Here is a 17,683-nt window from a genome sequence, read left to right on the forward strand (position 1 = left end):
GCTTTTGGCCGATTGCGGACCGCTTGACCAGCCCGACGAGGACATGCCCTCCCGCCCTGCGGCGTCCAATCCCGCCGAGCCGCGCAAAGAAGGATGTTGTCCGCGGGCGCAGGGCGGGTAAAGTTCCGACTCGTGCGTGGGGGGGCAGCATGCGAATCATAAAATTCCTGGTGGTGTTTCTGGTGCTTCCGGGTGCGGCCATGGCCGCGCTGACCAATGCGGAGCGCAAGTCCCAATTCGAGCGGGCGATGGCGTCGATCGTAGCCGCGACGACGCCGACCGTGTTCGGCTTTGTCCGCGACACGCTGATCAAGGACTACGTCGCCTGCAAGCCCAACAAGGGGCAGGCCGTGGAGCTCGTCAGCGCGAGCTATTTTCGGTCCTGTGAGCACGAGGACGCGTCGGTGACAGGTGACCGCTCGCTGGAATCGTGCCAGCTGCGCTACGGCAAACCGTGCGCTCTGCTGGCGGTGAACGAAGAGATCGTCGTGGAAGGCGAGCTGACAGCACGGGACATGCCGCGTCTGCATTATGCGGGCAAGTATGACCTGTCCCAGATCCCGATCATCCGACGGGTGACCAGGCAGCGACCCGACGTGCAGAATTACGACAAGGCCATGGAGCCAAAGGCCATGGCGATACACCCCTGGGGCAAGTTGTTCATTTCGGCCGGGGATCCAAGTCTGCAGGACGCACAGACCTCCGCACTGGCAAAATGCAACAGCGATCCCACGCGGAATGGCAGGGACGGCGGCTGCTTCGTCTACGCCGTCAACAACGACGTCGTCATTGGTGAACGTCGCATGCAGCCGAAGTGACGTGTCGCGCAAATATCGCGACGCGATCCAGGCGGATCTGAACTGCGGCTTGTCGGATCACTCGCCCGGAACGAGCCGTCCGAGCGGCGGCTGCGCGGGGCGCCGCAGCTTGCGGCGCGACAGATAGAGCAGGATGCCGGTGACCGAGAACAGCGGCATCAAGGCCGCGGCAATCATGAACGCGAGCTTGCCGGGCCAGCCCAGGACCGCGCCGCGATGGATGTCGAGCACATTCGCAATGATCTTCTCGCCGAACGTCTTGTCGGCGTAACGCTCTGCCGAGACCAGCTGGCCGGTCGCGGCATCGATGCGGAATTCATCGCGCGTGGTGTCGAGCGTCGAATTCTTGCCCCACGACCGAATCCTTATCACCGTGCCGGGACTGGGCGGCAGCGTCAGCAGAGCCTTGGCGAAGCGGTCGGCCTCCTCACGCCGGAACGTCGCCCATGCCTGGTCGAACCCGATCGGCTGGGCCGGCTCGGAGCGGGCGGAGGCGCGCGGAGTCTTCGCGGACATCTTGGGCTGCATCTTCGCAGCACTGACCTCCGGACGCGCCAGCAGCCAGACGACGCCGTCCTTGTACCAGTCGAACGAGTACCACAGGCCGGTGAGCGTCATCACCAGATAGACTGGAAGAACCCAGGTACCGATGACCGCATGCAGCGAGCGATGCAGCCCGCGCCCGCTGAGACCGAGATTGGGCCTGAGCCACATCTTCACGCTGCGCGCGCGGCGTGGCCAGCGCAGCACGAGACCGGAGATCAGCATGACGATCAGGCCGAGCGCGGCGACGCCCGTAACCTGACGTCCCCAGCCCTTGGCATCGCCGGGCACCAGCAGCCAGCGATGCAGCCTGCGAACGGTCGCGAAGAATTCTTCGCCGCGCGGTGGCCCCAACACGCGCGCGTCATAGGGATCGACATAGAGCGACGCCGGTCGCGCGCCCTGCTCGTCGCGCGCAAAGCGGACACGCACGGCGGCGGCCGGATCGCTCGACAGCATCACGGCCGAGACCTGGCCGAAATCCTGCCCCGCCTTCAGCCGGGCGACCAACTCGTCGGGCATCAGCGCCGGCATATCGCGCGGCGAGACTCGCATGATGCCGGCGTTGAGATGATCGACGATCTCGTCCTCAAAACTCATGACCGCGCCGGTCAGCGCGATCAGGGCAAGCAGCAGCGCGAGCACCAGGCCCGCGATGGAATGGACCTGGAGCAGAGCAGCCTTGATGGTGTGCCCCAACCGCGCAGCCATCGCTAGAACTTCACCGTCGCCGACAGCGAGAAGCGTCGGGCATCACCCATGGCGACACCCAGATTGTTCTGTGCGGACGTGTAGTAGACGGTGTCGAACAGGTTCTTGACATTGAGCTGGTAGGTCACCGGCAAGGTCTGGTACTTCGTTTCGTAGGTCGCGAAGACGTCCGCAACCACGTAGGACGGAAGCATGAACGTATTGAGCGCATCGCCCGGCCGGTCGCCGACATAGCGGGCGCCGCCCCCGACCCTGAGCTGGCCGGGAAGCACCGTGCCGAAGTCGTAGACGAGATAGAGCGATGCCGTGTTCATGGCGGCGTTCTGCAGCCGTTTGCCGGCGTAGGTCGGGTCTTCCGTCACCCGCGCATCGGTGTAGCCATAGCTGCCGATCATGCTCCAATTGTCGGAGAGCCGGCCGGTGACGTCGACCTCGACGCCGCGCGAGCGAACCTTGCCGGCCGCCGTGTAGACATTGAAGCCTGTTGCGGTGTTGAGCTGGCTGACCAGCACGTTCTGCTTCTCGATATCATAGATCGCGACAGTTCCCGACAGCCGCTTGTTGAGATCGAATTTGACGCCGGTCTCGTACTGCGTGCCTTCCTCGGGGGCGATGTTCGACCCCAGCACGACGCCGCCGCCATTGCTCAGCGGGGCAATCGTCGAGTTCGGCTTCAGCGACTGCGAGTAGCTCGCATAGAGCGAGATCTGGTCGGTGAGCTTGAAGATCGCGCCACCGAGCGGGAGCACCGCGTCTGCCGACACGTTGGTGTTGGTGATGAACGGCTTGCCGCGCCCGGCGATCTGGTCGTAGTCCATGTAGCGCACGCCGCCGACCAGCGCGAACCGCTCGGTCAGATGCAGCGTATCCTGGAAGAACAGCGACCATTGGCCGAGCTTATCGGTCTGGGCACTATCGCTCTTCGACACCGTCGTACCCGGCCCGATCAGACCGTAGACCGGATTGTAGACATTGAAGGACGCCGTCGTTTGCCGGATCAGATTGTCGCGGTAGATGGTGCGGTACTGACCGTCGCCGCCGAACAGCACCTCGTTGCGCATGTCGCCGAGCCAGAACCCGCCCGAGATGTAGGACGTGCCGTAGCTCGAATTGCTGAGCGAGCCCTGCGTGCCGTCATTGCTGCGCGTCTCGACGCCGGTGGTGGCGTTGACGCCGGTGATGCGGAGCTGGTTGGCGCTGAAAGTCTCGGTGTTGTAGCTATAAGCAGCCGTGACCTTCCAGTCCTGGTTGAGGCGATGCTCGACAGAGGCCTGGATCAGGTCGGACGTCCCCCACATATCGTTGTAGGGCTCGTCGAGACGGCGTGTTGCCGGGATCGCCAGCGGTGCACCGTTGATGAACGCCGTGCCGCGATCGAACGGATAGATGAACTCGCGGTGCTCGTAGTTGAGCTGCACCGTGGTGTCCTGACCGTACCAGGCCAGTGACGGCGCAACGAGCATTTCCCTGTGGCGGCCGAAGTTGCGCCAATAGTCCTCGCTCACACCATAGCCGATGAAGCGGTAGGCAAGGCCCTGGTCACCGATCGGACCGGTGATGTCGAGCAGGCCGTCGGCGCCGGTCTTGGAGGCGCTGAAGGCCGAGCCGAGCAGCGTGACCGAACCGTGCTGGTAGAGCTCGGGACGCTTGCTGATGGTGTTGACGATGCCGCCAGGGTCCATGATGCCGTAGAGCAGCGAAGCCGGCCCTTTCAGCACCTCGACACTTTCGACCGCGGGATTGAGGCTGCGGCCCTGCACCAGCGGCATGCCGTTGCGCATGATCGAGCCGTCGCGATTGTCGCCGAAGCCGCGGCGAATGACGGCGTCCTGGGTGCCGGCGAGCGTATTGGTCTGGGTGATGCCGCTGATGTTGATCAACGCATCGTCGATGTTGCGCGGGAGCTGGTCCTTCAACACCTGCTCTGGCACGATGTTGACGGACTGCGAGGTGTCGAGCGGCGAGGAGCCGCTGCGCAGCGTGGTCGAACTCGGCATCGCGCGGTAACCGAGCTTTGCGGCCTGTTGCGCGGCGGCTTCCGCGGCGGCGCGCTCCGAAAGCGTCGGCGCCGCGGGTGCGGGATTGCGACTGGACTGGCGGCGAGCGGCGGCTTGCGTGCGGCGTGGAGACCCTTCCGATGCACGTGCCGGTTTCGGCCGCGGCGCCGGGGCTTCCACCGTCACCGGCGGCAGTGCCGATTGCGCCTGCGCGCTCGTCGTGTTGGAGGGAGTTTCGATGAGCAGCACGGCCGCTCCGATGAGAAGACCTGCACGGCTCTTGCCGGCACGAGTTCGATGGCCGCTGTCGCGTTGGCCATCCACGAAGGCACGCACTTTCATTCCACTTCAAGTCAGGAGCATTGAAGTGTGCGCGTGTAACAGCCGTCGAGATCGAGGAGAACCGTAGACGAGCTTGAATCGCTCTAGTGTTGAATCGTTCTAAGCGTAGGCGACGCCGGACATCAATCAGCGATTGATCCCGCGTGGAACGCAACACGCCGCACGCGAATTCGCGGCGGCGTGTTCCGATATTTCACGATCACGCGATGGCAGGCGCCATCAACTCGTCGAGCTTGCGCTTGAACGCCGAGCCGTCGGACAAGGCGCGAAGCGGCGGGCGCACGCGCAGCCAGGCTGCATCGCCCGTCTGCGCCGCGAGGATCGCCTTCAATGTCGCGGTGAACGAGGGTGTCTTCAGCACGATGTCGATCGCGGCCTGCATGCGCGCTTCGACGTCCTTGCCGTCAACCATGCCTTTGACCAGCTCGGGCACCACATTGGCCATGCCGCAGATGGTGCCAGCGCCGCCGGCCGCGATGGCGCGGGTGATGTCGGCTTCGTTGCCGACGGTGATGGCGAGCTCGGGCGCGGCGGCACGGAACGCCTGGAACTGCTTGAAGTCGCCGCTGGAGTCTTTCAGGCCCGCAACAACCTTGCCGTAGCGCTTGCGCAGGCTTGCGGCGACCGTCGTCGGGATCGCGACGCCCGAGGCCTGCGGGATATGATAGAGATAGGCGCGCAGGCGGTCGTCGGCGACACCGTCGAAGATCGCAGCGAACGCATCTTCAATGCCCTCGGGCGAGACGCCGCGATCGAAATACGGCGGCAGCATCAGCACGTGGCGCAGACCGAGGCCGAGCACGGCACGCGTCAGGGCAATGCTGTCGGTGATGGCGGGAAAGCCGCCGCCGATGCCGATGCGCTCTGCAGCAACGCCATTCTTGAGCAGGGCTTCGATGGTCGCAATGCGCTCGGCGGCATTGAACGAGGTGCCCTCGCCGGTGGTGCCGAACAGCACGACGCCGTCGACGCCCTTGCTGAACAGCTGCTTGGCGTGAGCGGCGAGCTTGGCTGAGTCCACGCTGCCGTCCGCTGCCAGCGGCGTCGCCGACGCCACCCAGAACCCGCGAATCGCCTCCGTCATTCCACCACCCTTTGCTACGGCCGTCGACTAAGCCACTGATCCCTAACGATCTTCTCTGCCGGTCGGCGCCTTGTTTTTACTTTACTTTTCATGTTGTACCTTACATACAAGAGGCGCGCAAACCCTTTCCACCGTCAAGGCGCGCATGAGGCGCAGCCGAATCCTAAAGGAGGTCTCGCATGAACATGGTGACCCCCGTTGAACGACCCGATCAGTTGCTCGGCGCGTTGCGCGACAGGCTCGGCTCGGCCGCCGTGCTTGTTGGCACCGATGTGCCGGCGCGCAATTGCAATGACTGGAGCGCGAGCCTGCCGCAGACGCCGCTGGCGGTGATCCGTCCGACCGATGCGCAAGGCGTTGCCGATGCGATTGCCACCTGCCGGCAGGCGCGCCTGCCCTTCGTGCCGCAGGGCGGATTGACCGGGCTGTGCCGCGGCGCATCGCCCGAAGCGGGCTGGGTCGCGATCTCGCTCGAGCGCATGACCGGCATCGAGGAGATCGATCGCGCCTCGATGACGATGACGGTGAAAGCGGGCACACCGCTGGAGACGATCCAGAAGGCCGCCGACGAAGCCGGCTTCTTCTTTCCGCTCGATCTCGGCTCGCGCGGCTCCTGCGCCATCGGCGGCAATCTCTCGACCAATGCAGGCGGCAACCGCGTGATCCGCTACGGCATGACGCGCGAGCTGGTGCTCGGTCTCGAAGTGGTGCTGCCCGACGGCACCATCATCACCAATCTCAACAAGCTGATGAAGAACAATGCCGGCTACGATCTGAAGCATCTCTTCATCGGCTCGGAAGGCACGCTCGGCATCATCACCCGCGTGGTGCTGAAGCTGTTCCCGAAGCCGCGCTCGACCATGGCCGCGCTCTGCGCGCTGAAGGATTATGCGGCGGTGATCGCGCTGCTCGGCGCGGCGCGCAGCGGGCTCGGCCCGTTGCTATCGGCGTTCGAAGTGATGTGGCCGGACTATTGGGACGTCATCACGAATCGCGCCGGCGTGAAGCCGCCGGTCGCCGCAGGCCACGGTCTCTACGTGCTGGTGGAGGCGCAAGGCACCGACGAGAGCATCGATGCGCCGCGCTTCCAGAGCTGGCTCGAGGAACTGATGGAGGGCGGACTGCTCGCCGACGCCGCCGTGGCGCAGTCGCTGGCGCAGACGCAAGCGTTCTGGCGCGTGCGCGACATCTGTGCCGAGTTCGGCCAGGTGCTGGGCCCGCACATCTCCTACGACATCGGCCTTGCCGTGGCACGGATGGACGAGTTCGCCACCCGCTGCAAGGCGGCGCTGGCTTCCGGCATCAAGGGCTGCGAGAGCGTCTATTACGGCCATATCGGCGACGGCAACCTGCATCTCGTCTCCTGGGTCACCGGCCTCACGGTCGAGCAGCAGCCCAAGGAAGAGATGGACGCGATCATCTATGGTCTCGTCCGCGAGATGGGCGGCAGCGTCTCGGCCGAGCACGGCATCGGCACGCTGAAGAAGAAGTGGCTGGGTCACGCCAGGAGCGAGGCCGAGATCGCGCTGATGCGGACGCTGAAGGCCGCGCTCGATCCCGATCATCTGCTCAACCCCGGCAAGGTGATCTGAGCGGGAGCGCGCATGCGATCGCTCAAGCTCGATACGCCGAAATCGCTGTCGCAGCGCGTGATGCAGCGGCTGCGCCAGGCGATCATCGACGGCGAGTTCGCGCTGGGCGCCGCCATCTCCGAGGAGATGGTGGCGAATTCCTTCGGCGTCAGCCGCACGCCGGTGCGCGAGGCCATGGGCCAGTTGCAGGCGCAGGGCCTCGTGGTGATCCGGCCGCAGGTCGGCAGCTTCGTGTTCACCCCGAGCGCGGACGACATCACCGCGCTCTGCACCTTCCGCATCGCGCTCGAGCCCAAGGCGGCCGAGCTCGCCTTCCGCCAGGATCGCGACAGTGCGATCGCCGCGATGAGCGATGCGATCGCGGCGATGGAGCCTGCCGTCGCGGCCAGGGACAATATCGCCTATGGCCGCGCGGACGCCGCATTCCACGAGGCGCTGTTCGCCCATTGCGGCAACCGCTATCTCCTCGAATCCTACCAGCTCGTCTCCGGCCGCGTCGCCGCGCTCCGCACCAACTTGACCTCGCCGATCGACGTCAGGACCCGCACCTCCTTCGACGAGCACCGCAAGCTGCTCGACCTGTTCGCACGCGGCGAGCTTGCCGCGTTCGAACGGCTGATGACGATGCACATCACCAATTCGGGCGTGGTCTATGCCAAGGCGTTGAAGGTGGAAGCAGCGCAGGCGGAGTGAGCAGGCCTACCGCGCGTCCCTGGATCCGGGCCTGTCGAGAAAATCCAGTGCGGTGTTGATCTGCTCGAGCTGATGCTCGATCCTGTCCCGGTCCTCGACGGCTCGCGCCTTCTCGAGTTCCTCCACGAGCTTCTGCTTTCGCGCCAGCAAGTTCTCTATGACCGTACTCACAAGTCCCCCATCGCCCCGAAGCGAGCATCGGGGCAGAAATCCGACCAGCGGCGCTGGCGCCAGGATTGTCGAGGCGCGCGCGAGCGGGGGCTCGCGCGGATGCCTAGGTCAGAATGTTCGCGAAGGCGGTTGGTTCCTGCGAATGAACCATAACACGGGACACATGTGATGAGGCCGGCCCTCACCGCGCCGTGACGATGCCTGCGAGCTGCACCGGCGCAACATTGGTGCTGATGACCGAGACCGAGAGCAGCGCCAATAGCGCGCACAGCGCGCCGAGCCTCATCCGCACGGTCCTGCAATCGGAGATCGGCAGAAACAGGAAAAACAGCATCACCGGGATCATCGGCGCATTGACCAGGACCATGGTTAATCTCCCTCGAAACGGCAGGGAGGGTGACGCGACGTCGCCCGGCGGTATGTGGACGATGTCACAGTCGCGGACCGCATGCCCGGCCGACCTGCCCAATTGCGCGTCACCCGGGGGAACCGCAACCGGCGATGACGGCAGGGATCCGGTTGTATTCGCGGGCCCGGAGTCCTATGCGTAGGCGCCATGGACACCCAGATCATCACCGCCGAAAAGCCCCTGATGGCCCAGGCCCGGCCGCGCAAGCCCGCGCCGTTCCTCCCGATGAGCCGCGCCGAGATGGATGCGCTCGGCTGGGATGAATGCGACATCGTGCTGGTGACGGGCGATGCCTATGTCGACCATCCCAGCTTCGGCATGGCGATCATCGGCCGGCTCCTGGAGGCGCAAGGTTTCCGGGTCGGCATCATCGCCCAGCCCGACTGGCATTCGGCCGAGCCGTTCAAGGCACTCGGCAAGCCGAAGGTGTTCTTCGGCGTCACCGGCGGCAACATGGACTCCATGGTGAACCGCTACACCGCGGACCGCCGCATCCGTAGCGACGACGCCTACACCGCCGGCGGCGAAGGCGGCAAGCGGCCGGACCGCTGCACCATCGTCTACGCCCAGCGCTGCCGCGAAGCATTCAAGGATGTGCCGATCGTGCTCGGCGGCATCGAGGCCTCGCTGCGCCGGATCGCGCATTACGATTACTGGTCCGACAAGGTGCGCCGCTCGGTGCTGGCCGATGCCAAGGCCGACCTCTTGCTCTACGGCAACGCCGAGCGCGCCGTGGTCGAGGTGGCGCAGCGGCTCGCGGCCGGCGAAGCGCCGCGCGAGCTCGACGACATCAGGGGCGTCGCGCTGTTCCGGCGCGTGCCCGAAGATTACACCGAGCTGCACGCCGACGATCTCGATTCCGCCGACGAGGGCGCAACGCGCCAGAAGGGCGCCACCGTGATCCGGCTGCCGGCACTGGAGCAGGTCGAGCAGGACAAGGAAGCCTATGCCCGCGCCTCACGCGTGCTGCACCGGGAGAGCAATCCCGGCAATGCGCGGCCGCTGGTGCAGCGTCACGGCGATCGCGATCTCTGGCTCAACCCGCCGCCGATCCCGCTGACCTCCGACGAGATGGACGCGGTCTACGATCTTCCTTACGCGCGCGCGCCGCATCCGTCCTACGGCGATGCCAAGATCCCCGCCTGGGACATGATCAAGTTCTCGGTGACGATCATGCGCGGCTGCTTTGGCGGCTGCACCTTCTGCTCGATCACCGAGCATGAGGGGCGCATCATCCAGAACCGTTCGGAAGGCTCGATCCTGCGCGAGATCGAACGCATCCGCGACAAGACACCGGGCTTCACCGGCGTGATCTCCGACATCGGTGGCCCCACCGCCAACATGTACCGGATGGCGTGCAAGGACCCGAAGGTCGAGGCCGCGTGCCGCAGGCCGTCCTGCGTCTTCCCGGAGATCTGCCCGAACCTCAACACCTCGCATGACGATCTGATCCGGCTCTATCGCAAGGTGCGCGAGACGAAGGGCATCAAGAAGGTGATGGTCGCCTCGGGCGTGCGCTACGACCTTGCGGTCGAGAGCCCGGAATACATCAGGGAGCTCGTCACCCATCACGTCGGCGGGTATCTGAAGATCGCGCCCGAGCATACCGAGCGCGGGCCGCTCGACAAGATGATGAAGCCGGGCATCGGCGCCTACAACAAGTTCAAGCGGATGTTCGATGAAGCGGCCGAGCGGGCCGGCAAGAAATATTACCTGATCCCCTATTTCATCGCGGCGCATCCGGGCACGACCGACGAGGACATGATGAACCTCGCGCTGTGGCTGAAGAAGAACCGCTATCGCGCCGACCAAGTGCAGACCTTCCTGCCCTCGCCGATGGCGACCGCGACCGCGATGTACCACACCGGCGTCAATCCCTTGCGCGGCGTGCGCCACGGCGGCAGCGACAAGGTCGACGCGATCAAGGGCCTGCGCCAGCGCCGCCTGCACAAGGCGTTCCTGCGCTACCACGACCCCGACAATTGGCCTGTGCTGCGCGAAGCGCTGATCGAGATGGGCCGCCGCGACCTGATCGGCTCGCAGCCCCATCAGCTCGTGCCGGCACACCAGCCGCCCGGCACCGGCAAGGCGGCCGGCACCAAGCGTCCCGTCCGCCCCGGCGGCAAGACGCAGCGGTTCACGACCAAGGGCCTGCGGGTGATGAAGTAGCGCGCGCATCTGCGTGGCGCTTTCGCACCTCCAAAACAAGAATGTCGAAAACAACCCCATGCACAGTAGCCGGGGGCAGTAAAATCAACGGCTTGAAGCGCAACGCGATGGGATGGATCGTCACCGCGCATGAGTTCGTTGATCGAGCATGATCTTTTCAAAGAACCACTGCGCAGTTTGCTGATTTTACGAAATCGTTGACCCGTCGGGCAAAACAGGGGCAGGATGGTAGTGTCGCAAGACGTGGGAGAGGGCGAGGCCCTCCGCTCCGGATGCAACGTGGCCGTCAGCCGTCTTCCGCGGGATCGACGCTCGTCACCCAGAACGGATATCCAAGCTGACATCGGCCCAGCTCAAGCCACCATGGCTTCCACAACGCTTGCAGCTGAATTCGTCGGCACCACCTGAGTCAAGCGAAAGCCGGCCTTGCCGAGAAGAAGCCCGTATTCGGCGCCCGTACGTTCCTGGCCACCCAATTGCACGAGCATCGCCATATCGAGCATTTTTCCCGGATGCGGCGTGTCACCGGGCGGTATCAACATTTCGACGATCAGCAGACGGCCCACCGTGTTCATGGCCTGGCGTACATGGCCCAGGATCGAAAGGCATCGATCGTCGTTCCAGTCGTGGAGGACGTGCGAAAGGATATAGGCGTCCGCTCCGGCTGGAACGCTTTCGAAGAAATTGCCGGGCTCAATCGTGACCCGATGGCTCACGCCTCTTGCGTCGAGCAACGCCGGCGCGTCTCGCACGACATGCGGCCTGTCGAACAATATACCGCGCGGCCCGGGATGATTGGCGAGGATGGTTGCGAGCATATTTCCGGTCGCCCCGCCAACGTCCACAATGGTCTCGAAGGCAGAGAAGTCGTAGGCGGCGGCGACGGCCGACGGCTCCTGACTATGGAAGCCGATCATCGTCTCACTGAATAGCGACGCGTCATCCGGATGTTGCGCGAGGTAGTCGAAGAACGACACGCCGTGCACCTTTTCAAAGCCGGTTTTACCGGTCTGAACAGCGTAAACCAGGTTATCCCAACCCCTCTGAGACCAGGGGCTGCCGGAAATCAGCAGACTCGATCTCGCCAAACCGGGGGCGCCGGTCCTCAGCGCCTCGCCCAGATCGGTCAGTGCAAAACGCTGCTCCGGTCGCTCGGTCAGGATGCCGAGGCTCGCCAGCGTGCGCATCAGCCTGTGCAACGAAGGCGCATGCACCTGCATCGGGCCGGCGAGCTCCTCAGCGCTCTTCGGTCCGGAGGCGAGTTGATCGGCCAGCCCGAGCTTGGCCGCTGCGTACACTGTCCTCGAAACCACGAAGGCGCGCCCCATCTGGATCAACTGGATGTGTGGCGCAGGCGAAGTTGACGCTGCGGGCTGATTGTCTGGCATGACCCATCCTCCAGCGAGGTCGGAGGTATACCAAAAGTCCGAACATCCAGCCACTTCCGCTGCTGGCCCAAGCTGAACACCACGAAAGCCGTCGCGACGTCTGCTGTCTGAGGGAAGCCGGACGCCGCCCGACCGATGGGCTGAGCCCGCTTTTGTCCCGTAGCGGTCATAGGCGGGTGGCTGAAGTCACGCCATGAGAACGCTGCACTCGTGCAGCTGTTGATCTACGTCAATGTTGAACAACTGCTGGCATTCAGGTTGGCTTCAGCCGCACTGTGAGGCGGCTCCAGTCACGAGGATCACCATGCATCGGCGAAAGGGTCTTTCGACCAAATCGGTGACAGTTACGGGAATTGCTGCCAGCATTAGATGAGCGCTCAAGGCGGCAGTTTGAATGATGACGCACAGCAGAACGCGCGTTGGCGGAGTCGTCCAAGCGCCGGGTCCGGACAACCACACTATCGCGTTCTGATCGCGGGGCGTGGGATGCGGCGACGGGATTTCCTCGGGTTGATCGGCGGCGCGGCGTGGTCGTGCGCGGCTCGCGCGCAACAGCCAATGCTCCCTCGGCTGGGTGCAATCAAGTTGACCGAACCCAGCGGAAAATCGGTTTATATCAACGTCGCGCTAATCACCTTCGTTAAGCCCGACTCACACGTTTCCGGCGCCAGCGTTGAGCTTGGTCTGGCGAGCGGGAGGGTTCAGGGAGTACAGGAGAACATCGAAGAGATCATACAATTGGTTAGGGCGTCACACCGTGGTGAGATGACTTGGATCAAATTGACCGAACCCAACGCTAAGCCAATCTACGTCAACGTATCACAAGTGACCTCACTCAGGGCGGACAGCCAAATTCCCGGCGCGAACGCTGAACTCGGATTTGCGAGCGGAAAACTTCAAGGTGTTCGAGAGAATGCCGATGATGTCATGCAGCTGATCGCAGCTATTGCAGGGCAACAAGGAAGGCCGCCATGAGAATTGCCGCACTTAGCGGACTTGCCGATATCGAACCCCAATTGTGCGACTTCCGCTCCTGGCCCATCGGTTGCGAAGATGAACCTTGAAACGACAATTCCGGCGGCGACTGACCCGACCATTACCGCTATCGCCTCGGATGGCGTCCGGAGCGTGGCGACCGAGTTTGATCTGCGTGCGTTAGTCGGTGGTGGCAAATTCCTCTGGTAGACATGGTCGGAGGCAGCGAAGTCGGCCGCGCGAAGTTTCTTGGCGAACTTGGATTCGATCCTGCAGATGTCGTATGGGGGCAGCGCTTCGGACAAGCTGGAAGCTTGGTGATCGATCGGCAACGGCTGCTTGCGGTGTCATGGCTGGCCGAGCGCTCCGGCAGAAACTTCATAGAAATCCACATCATGGGTTCGAAAAAGTGCATTTTGACCCTATGGAATGGCGACCCTTCGGCGCTCGACGAAATTCACAAACATTTTGCCGAGCGCGCAGCGAAACTGGAAAAGAGTCCTCTAGCTGCGGCGGCAATTCTGCTCCAATTCTTATTAGGCACGCTTGATGCTGCGATCAGTGAGATCGACGGCCGAATCGAGGAGCTGCGGACGCAAATTCAGCACGAACCCCAGTCGATCGAGTTTTCAGGTCTTGCAGAAAGATTGCAGCGCCTTCAGACAGTTTGGTTGGACGTTGATCGCTACAGCAGCGCTGTCCGTACGGGTATTATCGGCATAGAGGCACTGCCAGGTATTGACCAGCACGCGGCGACCGAGCTGAACGATTATGCTGAGCAGGTCGAACATCTGGAACAGCGGCTTCAGGAACGTACGCGCTGGGGCGCTGATATTGTGAATGGTTATGCGACCGCGATCGTCCAGCGACAGGCCGAGCAGATCAACCGCCTCACTGTTGTCTCTATAATTTTCTTGCCTATTACCTTTTTGACTGGCTTTTTTGGAATGAACTTTGGATGGCTAGTCGGATCGGAAGGAAGCAAGACAGCATTTGTTGGGTTGGGGCTTGTGCTCCCGATCCTGAGCGTGGTGGGCACGGTACTATGGCTGAAGCGCCGGAGGTTGATGTGAGTTGACCTCTGCGTGGAACGAGCTTCCTCGTTTGACAGACGCGGAACCCGAGCGGCTTGGTGCTGGAACCGATCTTCGCTGATCTTCCCACCCGAGCAGCGCTCCTACCGCCTCAAGGCGCAATTCTCGTGATGCCGACCACTCGCCGACGAGGGTCATCGAGTAAATACTGGCTGTTTTGCTGCCTTGCCGTGATGAACGCTCTTGGTGCTAGCGCGGACCCAGCGTGCACAGATGAGCCCGATGACTTCCGCCTTCAGCGGCATATCGGACTGGCCGGAGGTGCGACTGACTCGACCCAGTTGCGAATGACCCAGAGCGCTCATTTGGTCTCGCCTGCGACGGGCGATCGTGCATTGACAGGTCAAGCAATTTGAAGCGCTTGATCTGGATCAAGCGCGAAGATCTGGAAGTCTCGCATACAGAGTCCGCAACTATCAACTATTGGCCGAGGACAATCTCATGAAAAAGATGAGCATGCTTGGAGCAATATTGGTGGGAGCCACCATTTTGTGTGCCGCCCCGATTTCGGTTCAGTGGTCGCAAGAGAAGGGCTTGTCCGTATCGTCGGACAAGGCTTATGCCCGAGTAGGAAGACCGGCAACTGCAACGAGCGTCGCTGGCGTTGCGCGGAGAGCGGATCGCCGGGCGGTGCGCCGCTGCGCAGCGGGAGTTACCTGCTAGGGTTCAGACCCTCGTGGATGTCGAGCAAGCGATTCGGGCGAAGCCCGGCTTTGCATTCGCAGGGCGCTACAATAACCCTGCGGCTTTTCGCGTTGGCCGGTTGCGATGTCGGCTTGGCCCTTAGCGGACGAGCCTAGCCGCGACTCCCGATGCCTGCTTCCAACCCGGACCTCTAACGAGGTCCGCTGTTGTGCCGCCGTTGGGGTGAGGTGGCCCAGGGGGCCGCCTCTACCCAGCGGAAGGGAGGATCAGAATGATCAGGTCAATCGCTGCTGCTGCGTTAGCGTTGTCCGTCGCAACGTTTGCACATGCCATGACGCCCGCGCCGATCTCTCAGCCGGACGGCATGATTTCGCAGATTGCCGCCGGCTGCGGACCGGGCAGGACGATGGTGAACGGTGTGTGCGTGGCACGAACCACCATTCGCCAGACCCGCCGCGAGGTCCGCAGGTGTTTGCGATGGCAGGGAGGCGCTTGCGCCCTGTACCAGTGAACGCCATCGGACTCGTTTGATCCATGGCAGATAGGCTCGGCTGCACCTATCATCGTTTGGGACGATACCACTCAAACGCCCGAGCGCAGCGACCCGCCGACCCTGGCGCTCGCCTTCTCGCCCCTTGCATTCCCGACCATTGTGACCCCGTACGGCATCGCCGCGGTTATCATCCTCATGGCGTTTGCGCCCGATACCAAGACCAACCTGTTGGTGGCCTGCGTCGCCTACTTCATTCTGTTCCTTGATTGGCTCGCCATGCTGGCGGCGCATGTCCTTGTTCGTTGGCTCGGCCCACTGCTGCTCCTTCTCGGCGTGATCCTCGGCGTCACGCAGGTAGCGCTCGGGCTGGAGCTCATGATCGCCGGTATCTCGGGCCCGATCGCGCAGGGCGCCTTCACTGGTTCGGGAAATTGATCGAGCCTTTTGTGCGCCAGGCTTGATCTGCATCAAGCGAGGCCCGTAATTGGTGCGCCAATCTGCAGCGTCCCGGGCGCCGCCCGCAGGTGTCGCGATGCCTCATTGCATCGGGCGGCAAGGAGGACTGCAAAGGCCAGGAAGCGCAAACATGACGTGCGCAAGCGCATGTACTAAGCGCAGGCTTGATGCGTCGATGATTCCTGATCTTCAAACCGTTGATGACGTTGTCGATGCTCAAGGCACGTGATTCTCAGGCTGGATGAGGACGTGCATGGAAGATCCGTTCCTGAACTACTTCGCACTTGGCTTGCTGTTTTTCGTGGTGATCGTTCTGGTGTACGGCATGATCGCGATCCACGACATTCCGGCTCGGATCGCGCACGCGCGCCATCATCCGCACGCGGACGCGATCCACGCCGCCGGTTGGATCAGCCTCTTCTTGCTGCATGTGCTGTGGCCGTTCCTTTGGATTTGGGCAATGATGTATCAGCCGGATCGAGGCTGGGGTTTCGCTCACGAGCCGGGCGAGCCGACCTCGCCGGAGGAGGCGATGGCTGAGTTGCAGGAACTTAGGCATCGCATGGCAGCGATAGAAGCCAAGCTCGAGATCGGAGATCGAGCAGCTCAATTCAGCAAAGGGAAGCCACGGGCTGCAGTCGAGTCGCCTGGACCATCGGGTTCAGCGGCCGGGGCGAGCACTCCTGCGACGGAAGAGGCAGATGCAAAGAGCCGAGGTGCTCGGCGATAGCTGAACGCACGCTCAAAGCCTCGGAGTGGGAGGTCGCAGATGGAACTGTTGCTCGTATTGACCTACGCCGCACTCTGCTATGCCATCTTCAAGATCTTCAGGATTCCGGTCAATCAATGGACGCTGGTGACAGCAGTACTCGGCGGCGCCGTTGGCCTTTCGCTGCTGTTCATAACGATGGCCTACAATCACCCGTTTTCAACCAACGCACGCATCTATTTCGCGGTCACCCCGGTGCTCCCCGCGGTGAAGGGGCGCGTGATCGAGGTGCCGGTTGAGGACCGCACCAACCAGCACCTCGAAGCCGGAGAAGTTCTCTTCAAGATCGATCCCAAGCCTTACGAATATATCGTCGCGGAAAAGCGGGCGGGGCTGGCAGACGCCGAGGCCAACGTCGCCCAGCTCAAGGCGTCAGTTGATCAGGCCTCGGCGACGACCGCAAAGGCGAAGGCCCAACTGCTGCTCGCGCAGGAAAACTACGACAGCCAGTCGACGCTGTTCCAGAAAAACGTTGTGGCGAAGGCAACACTCGACACCGCAACGCGCAATCTAGATACGTCAAAACAGACGGTCGCCGAAGCCGTCGCTGCCGAAGATCGTACCCGGCAAGCATATGGCGCGATGGTTGATGGTGAACACTCGGCCATCGTGCGTCTGCGCAACGAGCTTGCGGATGCTCAATACGATCTGGACCAGACTATTGTTCGAGCTCCCACAGGTGGCTTTGTCACCGAACTGGCCCTGCGGCCGGGCGTGTATGTGGTCCCGGCGCCCTTCCGTCCAGCCATGGTTTTCGTCAACGACAGCCAAAGGGACCGGGCTTTGGTAGCGGCGTTCCAGCAGAACGCCCTGCAGCGCGTTCGGCCCGGCAATGAAGCCGAAGTTCTATTCAAGGGCATACCGGGTCGCGTCTTCAAGGCCAAGGTTCGCCTCTTGATTGATGCGATTGCTTCAGGCCAGCTTCAAACCACGGGCACGCTGGTGAATGTCGAGGGGCCGCCGACCGGAGACCGGGCTCTGGCCGTCCTTGACCTCGTCGATGACGTGTCTGGTTATCAGGTGCCGCTCGGTTCGGAAGGCGAAGCCGCCATTTACACCGAGCATTTTCACGAGCTTTCGTTGCTGCGGAAAATTCTCCTGCGCATGCGGAGCTGGCAAAACTATGTCTTCCTCGAGGGCCACCATGGGGGCGGGGGTGGCCACCACTAACGAGGAGATCAAGCCTTAGGTTCGCGCCCAGCAATGAAGCGTTTCCAGCGCAGCCGCGGCCCTAGCCTCGCAGTGATTGTGACGAGTTCGGGATTCACCCCTATGAGGATCGAATAAGAGACTCTTCGCTGCGGCGCATGAGTCTGCAATTGGACCCAAAGGCG

General features: G+C 62.9%; 15 protein-coding genes. 9 read left to right on the forward strand and 6 right to left on the reverse strand.

The genetic code is table 11. The annotated features are described in order from the left end of the window. Nucleotides 1-200: 200 nt before the first annotated feature. The gene (locus JQ603_RS17800) at nucleotides 201-818 is read left to right on the forward strand and encodes a hypothetical protein (RefSeq protein WP_212341307.1); all 618 of its coding nucleotides are present in this window, start codon (nucleotides 201-203) and stop codon (nucleotides 816-818) included. A gap of 57 nt (nucleotides 819-875) precedes the next feature. On the opposite strand, the gene JQ603_RS17805 is transcribed toward JQ603_RS17800, so the two are convergent. The 3 genes from JQ603_RS17805 to JQ603_RS17815 all read right to left on the reverse strand — a co-directional run bounded on the left by JQ603_RS17805 (nucleotide 876) and on the right by JQ603_RS17815 (nucleotide 5,495). Then, nucleotides 876-2,072: a PepSY-associated TM helix domain-containing protein gene (locus JQ603_RS17805; protein ID WP_212341309.1), complete on the reverse strand. Its 1,197-nt coding sequence runs from the start codon at nucleotides 2,070-2,072 to the stop codon at nucleotides 876-878. A gap of 2 nt (nucleotides 2,073-2,074) precedes the next feature. Continuing rightward, the gene (locus JQ603_RS17810; protein ID WP_212341311.1) at nucleotides 2,075-4,411 is read right to left on the reverse strand and encodes a TonB-dependent siderophore receptor; all 2,337 of its coding nucleotides are present in this window, start codon (nucleotides 4,409-4,411) and stop codon (nucleotides 2,075-2,077) included. A 199-nt stretch (nucleotides 4,412-4,610) separates the two neighbouring features. Further along, nucleotides 4,611-5,495 carry a dihydrodipicolinate synthase family protein gene (locus tag JQ603_RS17815; protein ID WP_212341313.1) on the reverse strand — a complete coding sequence of 295 codons (885 nt, stop codon included), beginning with the start codon at nucleotides 5,493-5,495 and terminating at the stop codon, nucleotides 4,611-4,613. Nucleotides 5,496-5,674: 179 nt separating this feature from the next. Between JQ603_RS17815 and JQ603_RS17820 the strand changes: the two genes are divergently transcribed. Both JQ603_RS17820 and JQ603_RS17825 read left to right on the forward strand, forming a co-directional pair. Continuing rightward, nucleotides 5,675-7,087, forward strand: a complete 1,413-nt coding sequence (locus JQ603_RS17820) for an FAD-binding oxidoreductase (RefSeq protein WP_212341315.1) — start codon at nucleotides 5,675-5,677, stop codon at nucleotides 7,085-7,087. Nucleotides 7,088-7,099: 12 nt separating this feature from the next. Continuing rightward, nucleotides 7,100-7,780, forward strand: coding sequence for a GntR family transcriptional regulator (locus JQ603_RS17825; RefSeq protein WP_212341317.1), 681 nt, complete (start codon nucleotides 7,100-7,102; stop codon nucleotides 7,778-7,780). Between the two features lie 6 nt (nucleotides 7,781-7,786). Here the strand turns inward: JQ603_RS17825 and JQ603_RS17830 are convergent, their stop codons facing one another. Both JQ603_RS17830 and JQ603_RS17835 read right to left on the reverse strand, forming a co-directional pair. Continuing rightward, nucleotides 7,787-7,951 (reverse strand): hypothetical protein, encoded by a 165-nt coding sequence (locus JQ603_RS17830; RefSeq protein ID WP_212341319.1) that lies wholly within the window; start codon nucleotides 7,949-7,951, stop codon nucleotides 7,787-7,789. Between the two features lie 181 nt (nucleotides 7,952-8,132). Continuing rightward, complete coding sequence (locus JQ603_RS17835; RefSeq protein WP_212341321.1) at nucleotides 8,133-8,318, reverse strand: hypothetical protein; 186 nt, start codon at nucleotides 8,316-8,318, stop codon at nucleotides 8,133-8,135. A 189-nt stretch (nucleotides 8,319-8,507) separates the two neighbouring features. Here JQ603_RS17835 and JQ603_RS17840 point away from each other — a divergent pair, with 189 nt between their 5' ends. Beyond that, complete coding sequence (locus tag JQ603_RS17840) at nucleotides 8,508-10,529, forward strand: YgiQ family radical SAM protein (protein ID WP_212341322.1); 2,022 nt, start codon at nucleotides 8,508-8,510, stop codon at nucleotides 10,527-10,529. A 353-nt stretch (nucleotides 10,530-10,882) separates the two neighbouring features. Here the strand turns inward: JQ603_RS17840 and JQ603_RS17845 are convergent, their stop codons facing one another. Then, nucleotides 10,883-11,917 (reverse strand): methyltransferase, encoded by a 1,035-nt coding sequence (locus JQ603_RS17845; RefSeq protein WP_212341323.1) that lies wholly within the window; start codon nucleotides 11,915-11,917, stop codon nucleotides 10,883-10,885. A 585-nt stretch (nucleotides 11,918-12,502) separates the two neighbouring features. Here JQ603_RS17845 and JQ603_RS17850 point away from each other — a divergent pair. The 5 genes from JQ603_RS17850 to JQ603_RS17870 all read left to right on the forward strand — a co-directional run bounded on the left by JQ603_RS17850 (nucleotide 12,503) and on the right by JQ603_RS17870 (nucleotide 17,519). Continuing rightward, nucleotides 12,503-12,892 (forward strand): hypothetical protein, encoded by a 390-nt coding sequence (locus JQ603_RS17850; protein ID WP_212341324.1) that lies wholly within the window; start codon nucleotides 12,503-12,505, stop codon nucleotides 12,890-12,892. A gap of 212 nt (nucleotides 12,893-13,104) precedes the next feature. After that, nucleotides 13,105-13,965, forward strand: coding sequence for a CorA family divalent cation transporter (locus JQ603_RS17855; protein ID WP_212341325.1), 861 nt, complete (start codon nucleotides 13,105-13,107; stop codon nucleotides 13,963-13,965). A 1,279-nt stretch (nucleotides 13,966-15,244) separates the two neighbouring features. Next, nucleotides 15,245-15,559: a MarC family protein gene (locus tag JQ603_RS17860; protein ID WP_245003698.1), complete on the forward strand. Its 315-nt coding sequence runs from the start codon at nucleotides 15,245-15,247 to the stop codon at nucleotides 15,557-15,559. A gap of 274 nt (nucleotides 15,560-15,833) precedes the next feature. Next, entirely contained in the window at nucleotides 15,834-16,310 is a 477-nt protein-coding gene (locus tag JQ603_RS17865) for a DUF3302 domain-containing protein (RefSeq protein WP_212341327.1), read from the forward strand. Nucleotides 16,311-16,349: 39 nt separating this feature from the next. Next, complete coding sequence (locus tag JQ603_RS17870; RefSeq protein ID WP_212341328.1) at nucleotides 16,350-17,519, forward strand: HlyD family secretion protein; 1,170 nt, start codon at nucleotides 16,350-16,352, stop codon at nucleotides 17,517-17,519. Nucleotides 17,520-17,683: the final 164 nt, after the last annotated feature.

It is taken from the genome of Bradyrhizobium liaoningense (genome assembly GCF_018130825.1).
Lineage (GTDB): Bacteria > Pseudomonadota > Alphaproteobacteria > Rhizobiales > Xanthobacteraceae > Bradyrhizobium > Bradyrhizobium liaoningense_B.

Bases quoted from the DNA above. Each gene is read 5' to 3' on its own strand.
- JQ603_RS17800 (WP_212341307.1), top strand. From the start codon at position 201: ATGGCCGCGCTGACCAATGCGGAGCGCAAGTCCCAATTCGAGCGGGCG.
- JQ603_RS17805 (WP_212341309.1), bottom strand. From the start codon at position 2,072: ATGGCTGCGCGGTTGGGGCACACCATCAAGGCTGCTCTGCTCCAGGTC.
- JQ603_RS17810 (WP_212341311.1), bottom strand. From the start codon at position 4,411: ATGAAAGTGCGTGCCTTCGTGGATGGCCAACGCGACAGCGGCCATCGA.
- JQ603_RS17815 (WP_212341313.1), bottom strand. From the start codon at position 5,495: ATGACGGAGGCGATTCGCGGGTTCTGGGTGGCGTCGGCGACGCCGCTG.
- JQ603_RS17820 (WP_212341315.1), top strand. From the start codon at position 5,675: ATGAACATGGTGACCCCCGTTGAACGACCCGATCAGTTGCTCGGCGCG.
- JQ603_RS17825 (WP_212341317.1), top strand. From the start codon at position 7,100: ATGCGATCGCTCAAGCTCGATACGCCGAAATCGCTGTCGCAGCGCGTG.
- JQ603_RS17835 (WP_212341321.1), bottom strand. From the start codon at position 8,318: ATGGTCCTGGTCAATGCGCCGATGATCCCGGTGATGCTGTTTTTCCTG.
- JQ603_RS17840 (WP_212341322.1), top strand. From the start codon at position 8,508: ATGGACACCCAGATCATCACCGCCGAAAAGCCCCTGATGGCCCAGGCC.
- JQ603_RS17845 (WP_212341323.1), bottom strand. From the start codon at position 11,917: ATGCCAGACAATCAGCCCGCAGCGTCAACTTCGCCTGCGCCACACATC.
- JQ603_RS17855 (WP_212341325.1), top strand. From the start codon at position 13,105: ATGGTCGGAGGCAGCGAAGTCGGCCGCGCGAAGTTTCTTGGCGAACTT.
- JQ603_RS17865 (WP_212341327.1), top strand. From the start codon at position 15,834: ATGGAAGATCCGTTCCTGAACTACTTCGCACTTGGCTTGCTGTTTTTC.
- JQ603_RS17870 (WP_212341328.1), top strand. From the start codon at position 16,350: ATGGAACTGTTGCTCGTATTGACCTACGCCGCACTCTGCTATGCCATC.